The organism is Streptomyces synnematoformans (assembly GCF_039531005.1).
GTDB classification, from domain to species: domain Bacteria; phylum Actinomycetota; class Actinomycetes; order Streptomycetales; family Streptomycetaceae; genus Streptomyces; species Streptomyces synnematoformans.
Window position 1 is genome coordinate 1 of record NZ_BAAAPF010000382.1, and the last position, 6,071, is coordinate 6,071.

General features: G+C 72.8%; 4 protein-coding genes and 1 pseudogene. All 5 read right to left on the reverse strand.

The features are described from left to right. Positions 1-251 (reverse strand): annotated as a pseudogene (locus ABD317_RS32475) (hypothetical protein); the annotation flags it as partial. Further along, positions 248-1,408 (reverse strand): DNA replication/repair protein RecF, encoded by a 1,161-nt coding sequence (gene recF, locus ABD317_RS32480; protein WP_344294726.1) that lies wholly within the window; start codon positions 1,406-1,408, stop codon positions 248-250. The gene recF and the pseudogene ABD317_RS32475, both read right to left, overlap by 4 nt. A 75-nt stretch (positions 1,409-1,483) precedes the next feature. Continuing rightward, entirely contained in the window at positions 1,484-2,362 is an 879-nt protein-coding gene (gnd, locus tag ABD317_RS32485) for a phosphogluconate dehydrogenase (NAD(+)-dependent, decarboxylating) (protein ID WP_344294728.1), read from the reverse strand. 67 nt (positions 2,363-2,429) lie between these two features. Further along, the gene (gene dnaN / locus ABD317_RS32490) at positions 2,430-3,569 is read right to left on the reverse strand and encodes a DNA polymerase III subunit beta (RefSeq protein ID WP_344294730.1); all 1,140 of its coding nucleotides are present in this window, start codon (positions 3,567-3,569) and stop codon (positions 2,430-2,432) included. A gap of 928 nt (positions 3,570-4,497) precedes the next feature. Next, positions 4,498-6,071 (reverse strand): chromosomal replication initiator protein DnaA (dnaA, locus tag ABD317_RS32495; protein WP_344294732.1); only part of this gene is annotated, 1,574 nt, incomplete at its 5' end.

Below are 6,071 nucleotides of genomic sequence, written 5' to 3' on the forward strand. Positions count from 1 at the left end.
TGCCGGCGCTGCTGGGCGGCGTCACCCCGCGCGCGGGCCTCCGCGCGCGCCGCCCGCAGGGCGACGCGCGCCAGGTCGATGCCGGAGGGCTCGGGGGCGGCCGATCCGGGGGCGGAAGGCCCCGAGGCGGAAGGCCCCGAGGCGGAGGACCCGGAGGCGGCGGGCCCCTGGGCGGCGGGTTCGGGGCCGGCGGGGTCCGCCGGGGGGTCGGGGCGCTCGGCGCCTTCGGGCCGTACCGGCTCCGCGCTCATGTCCGCTCCACCCGCCCGTCGGCCACCGTGAACCGCGTCCCCGCCAGCGCCCCCGGCACGTCCTCGGCCACCGCCGCCGTCACCAGCACCTGCTCGCCGGGCGCCACCAGCTCCGCCAGCCGCTCCCGCCGCCGCACGTCCAGCTCCGCGAACACGTCGTCCAGCACCAGCACCGGCTCCCCGCCGCCCTCGCCGCGCAGCAGGTCGTACGACGCGAGGCGCAGCGCCAGCGCGAACGACCACGACTCCCCGTGCGACGCGTAGCCCTTGGCCGGCAGCTCGCCCAGCTTCAGCACCAGGTCGTCGCGGTGCGGGCCGACCAGCGTCACGCCGCGCTCGATCTCCTGCTTGCGCGCGTCCGCCATCGCTGCCAGCAGCAGCCCCGCGAACTCCTCGCGCGTACGCGCCTCCGCGAACCGCCCGCCGGCCGGCGACCGGTACTCGAAGGCCGCCGGGCCGCCGCCCGGCGCCAGCTGCTCGTACGCCTTGTCCACCAGCGGCTGCAACACCGCGATCAGCTCCAGCCGCTGCGCCAGCAGCTCAGCCCCGGCCCGCGCCAGATGCTGGTCCCACACGTCCAGCGTCGACAGATCCGCCCCCGAACTCCGTCCGGGCGGTGCCCCCTGCCGCCCGCCGTGCCGCCGCGCCATCGCCGCCGTCTTCAGCAGGGTGTTGCGCTGCTTGAGCACCCGGTCGTAGTCGCCGCGGACCCCCGCGAGCCGCGGCGCCCGCGCCGTGATCAGCTCGTCGAGGAAGCGGCGCCGCTGGTCCGGATCGCCCTTGACCAGCGCCAGGTCCTCCGGCGCGAACAGCACGGAGCGCAGCACGCCCAGCACGTCGCGCGGGCGTACCTGCGACGAACGGTTCAGCCGCGCCCGGTTCGCCTTGCCCGGGTTCAGCTCCAGCTCCACCAGCTGCTGCCGGCCGTCCTGCGTCACCGCGGCCCGTACCACCGCGCGCGCCGCCCCCATGCGCACCAGCGGCGCGTCCGAGGAAACCCGGTGGCTGCCCAGCGTGGCGAGGTAGCCGACCGCCTCGACCAGGTTCGTCTTGCCCTGGCCGTTCGGTCCGACGAAGGCCGTCACCCCCGGATCGAGGGGGACCTCCGCCCGCTCATACGAACGGAAGTCGGCCAGCGAGAGATGAGACACGTACATGACCCGACGCCGACCTCCCCCGGCACCTGGAGCCTGCGCACACCCGGCCGGCGCTGCCGCCGGCCGCCCGGCAGGCTACTTCTCCTCCTTGACCGCGTGGCCGCCGAACTGGTTCCGCAGCGCGGCGATCATCTTCATCTGCGGCGAGTCGTCCTGGCGCGACGCGAACCGGGAGAACAGCGACGCCGTGATCGCCGGCAGCGGCACCGCGTGGTCGATCGCCGCCTCCACCGTCCACCGGCCCTCACCGGAGTCCTCCGCGTACCCGCGGAGCTTGTCCAGGTGCTCGTCGTCGTCGAGCGCCCGGACCGCCAGATCCAGCAGCCAGGAGCGGATCACGGTGCCCTCCTGCCAGGAGCGGAACACCTCGCGCACGTCGGTGACCGAGTCCGCGGCCTCCAGCAGTTCCCAGCCCTCGGCGAAGGCCTGCATCATCGCGTACTCGATGCCGTTGTGGACCATCTTCGCGAAGTGCCCCGCGCCGACCTTGCCGGCGTGCACGGCGCCGTACTCGCCCTCCGGCTTCAGCGCGTCGAACACCGGCTGCACCCGGGCCACGTGCCCGGCGTCCCCGCCGTACATCAGCGCGTAGCCGTTCTCCAGGCCCCACACACCGCCGGAGACGCCGCAGTCGACGAAGCCGATGCCCTTCGCACCCAGCTCCGCGGCGTGCTTCTCGTCGTCCGTCCAGCGCGAGTTGCCGCCGTCCACGAGGACGTCGCCGGGTTCGAGCAGCTCCGCCAGCTCGTCGACGGTCGACTGGGTGGCCGCGCCGGCGGGCACCATCACCCACACCACGCGCGGGGCGGGCAGCGCGTCCACAAGTGCCTGCAGGCTGTGGACATCGGCGACGTCCGGGTTGCGGTCGTACCCCACGACGGTGTGGCCCGCGCGCCGGATGCGCTCGCGCATGTTCCCGCCCATCCGGCCGAGACCCACAAGACCGAGCTCCATCACTGCCCCTTCGTCCAGCTGTGCGTCATATCCGCTCCGAGCCTACGCCGGACGCGTTCGCGGCCGCTCAGCCGCTCAGCCGTACGGGCATGATCAGGTACTTGTACGCCTCGTCCGCCTCGGCGTCGAGCGCCGGCTTGCCGCTGAGCAGCGCGGGCTTCGTCGACGTCGTGAACGACAGCTGGGCCGCGGGCGAGTCGATGGCGCTCAGCCCGTCGAGCAGGAACACGGGGTTGAAGGCGATCGAGATGTCGTCGCCGTCGAGCTGGGCGTCGACCCTTTCCACAGCCTGTGCGTCGTCGCTGGACCCGGCCTCCAGGGTCAGCACGCCCTGCTCGAAGCTCAGCCGTACCGGCGTGTTCCGCTCGGCCACCAGCGCCACGCGCTTGACGGCCTCGACGAACGGCGCGGTCTCGATGACCGCCACCGAGTTGAACTCGGTGGGGAACAGCGTGCGGTACTTCGGCAGGTCGCCCTCGATCAGCCGCGTCGTCGTCCGCCGCCCGGCGCCCTCGAAGCCGATCAGGCCCTCGCCGGCACCGGCGCCCGACAGCGCGAGCGTCACGACGTCACCGCTGGTCAGCGACTTGGCCGTGTCCAGGAGGGTCTTGGCGGGGACGAGCGCCACCGACGAGGCGTCGGCGGTCTCCGGCTTCCACAGGAACTCGCGGACCGCGAAGCGGTACCGGTCCGTCGACGCCAGCGTGACCGTGTCGCCCTCGATCTCGATCCGCACGCCCGTGAGCACCGGCAGGGTGTCGTCCCGGCCGGCGGCGATGGCGACCTGCGCGACGGCGGAGGCGAAGACCTCGCCGGAGACCGTGCCGGTCGCGGTCGGCATCTCCGGCAGCGCCGGATACTCCTCCACAGGCAGGGTGTGGAGGGTGAACCGCGAGGAACCGCAGACCACGGTGACCCGGACGCCGTCCGTGGAGATCTCCACCGGCCGGTTGGGAAGCGCGCGGGAGATGTCGGCGAGCAGCCGGCCGGAGACCAGCACCGCGCCGTCCTCCTCCACGTCCGCCGCCACGGAGACGCGGGCGGAGACCTCGTAGTCGAAGCCGGAGAGGCTGAGCGTCCCGCCGTCCGCGGCATCGGCCTTCAGCAGCAGTCCGGCGAGGACCGGCGCGGGCGGCCGGGCCGGGAGGCTGCGCGCTGCCCACGCCACTGCCTCCGCGAGTACGTCGCGCTCCACCCGGATCTTCACGGAGACCGCCTCCTGGTGCTCTCGGCCCTTGCCGACTCGGTTGGTGTGGGGGACCAGTCTGACGCACGGCACCGACACAGGGGGCGGGTCGGGGTCAACTCGTCGCGGCGGGCCCGGGAGGCGGTCGGCCCGAGTTGTGCACAGCACCCGCTTCGAAGCGGATTCCGAGCTAGATACGTGTAGAGGTAGTAGTAGGGCTTGTGGAAACGGTGGAAAAGCTCGTCCACGCAGGTCAGCCCGCGAATTTTGCCCACAGGCGGGTTGGGGACGAGAAGTGGATAACCCGTGGTTCCTGTGGACGGCGCCCGGCTGTGCACAGGCCGTTCACAGGCAGGGGCCACTTAGCCACAGGTCTGTCCCCAGAGATACCCGGGTTTCCCCACAGCCAATCCTGCCCCTCGGTGTGACGGCTTTCACTCGGTCCGGTGAAGAGGCGCGTTGCGTTGCCGAACAGTGGACAACATTGTGGACAGGCTGTGTACAGAGCGGTGTTTTCTGTGGGTGAGTGGTCTTCGACGGTGGACAGCGCTCGACGGCGTTCTCGGCGCCAAGCGGCGTCCACAGCCTGTGGGCGAACGCCGCCCACAAATCCACACCCCGGTGAGCTGGGCAGACCCGAGTTGTCCAGATCGCCTCCACACCCACCGGTGGGTAACTCGCCGGTCCCCAGGGTGTGGACGGCCGAAAGAGCGCCGAGTTGTGGAGAAGTACCTGGTCAGGGTCGGGAATCGAACAGCGAGTGAGGGCTCGGCTGTTCGGGTGTGCCGGCCGGGGACGGCCGCGCGGGCGTGATCCGGCCCGCCGGCGCCCGGCGGGAGGCGTGCGCGGGCGGCGGCACGGAGCGGGAGAGCCGCGGGGACGGCGGGCGCGTCGGGGGGAGGGCGGGAGGGGGAAAGCCGGCGGTGGCCGCGCGGGCCCGGTCAGCCGTTCAGCTGTTCTTGATGCGGTTGGTCAGCTCGGTGACCTGGTTGTAGATCGAGCGCCGCTCGGCCATCAGCGCCCGGATCTTGCGGTCCGCGTGCATGACGGTGGTGTGGTCCCGGTTGCCGAACTGGGCGCCGATCTTCGGCAGGGAGAGGTCCGTCAGCTCCCGGCACAGGTACATGGCGATCTGGCGCGCGGTGACCAGCACACGGCTGCGGGAGGAGCCGCAGAGGTCCTCCACCGTCAGCCCGAAGTAGTCGGCGGTGGCGGCCATGATCGCGGCCGCCGTGATCTCCGGGGCCGCGTCCTCGCCGCCGGGGATGAGGTCCTTCAGCACGATCTCGGTGAGGCCGAGGTCGACCGGCTGCCGGTTGAGCGAGGCGAAGGCCGTGACCCGGATCAGGGCGCCTTCCAGCTCGCGGATGTTGCGGGAGATCCGGGAGGCGATGAACTCCAGCACTTCGGGCGGCGCGTTCAGCTGCTCCTGGACCGCCTTCTTGCGCAGGATCGCGATCCGGGTCTCCAGCTCCGGCGGCTGCACGTCGGTGATCAGGCCCCACTCGAAGCGGTTGCGGAGCCGGTCCTCCAAGGTGATCAGCTGCTTGGGCGGCCGGTCGCTGGAGAGCACGATCTGCTTGTTGGCGTTGTGCAGCGTGTTGAAGGTGTGGAAGAACTCCTCCTGCGTCGACTCCTTGCTCGCCAGGAACTGGACGTCGTCGACCAGGAGGATGTCCATGTCGCGGTAGCGCTTGCGGAACGTGTCCGCCTTGCCGTCGCGGATGGAGTTGATGAACTCGTTGGTGAACTCCTCGGAGCTCACGTAGCGCACCCGGGTGCCGGGGTAGAGGCTGCGGGCGTAGTGGCCGATGGCGTGCAGCAGGTGCGTCTTGCCCAGCCCGGACTCGCCGTAGATGAACAGCGGGTTGTACGCCTTGGCCGGAGCCTCGGCGACGGCGACCGCGGCGGCGTGCGCGAAGCGGTTCGAGGCGCCGATGACGAAGGTGTCGAAGAGGTACTTCGGGTTCAGCCGCGCCGTCGGCTCGCCGGGACCGGTGGCGGGGGCGGGCTGGGCGGCCAGCGGGCCGGGCGCGCCGCTGGGCGCGGGCAGCTCGACGTTGCCCATGGCCTGGACGAGCGGCGGGATCGGGGCGCCGGAGGGGCCGGCGCCGCCGGGGTGCCCGCCGGTGTGCCCGCCCGTGTGCCCGCCGCCGTGGTTCCCGGGGTGGGCGTACCTGTCGTGGGCGGGCCGCTGCGCGGCGAGGTGGTCGTGGGCCCCGTAGAAGTCCCCGCCGTCCCCGCCGCCGACGCCGTCCGGCTGTGGGCCGGGCGGGCCCGGGTGGTGGTCGGCGCGGGGCCACGCGGCCGGCGCCGGGCGCGGCTGGGCGTACTCGGGGTACGTCGGGGCGGTGGTGGGCAGGTGGTCGTCCGCGGCGGCCGGGCGGCCGTACGTGTCGTACGGCGGCTCCGGGAGCGAAGGCGCGTGGCCCTGGTGCGGGGGCTGCGGCTGGTGGGTCTGGTGTGTCTGGTGCGGGGGCTGCGCGGCGGCCGGGTGGGGCGGCGGGAGGTGCTGCGGGGCGC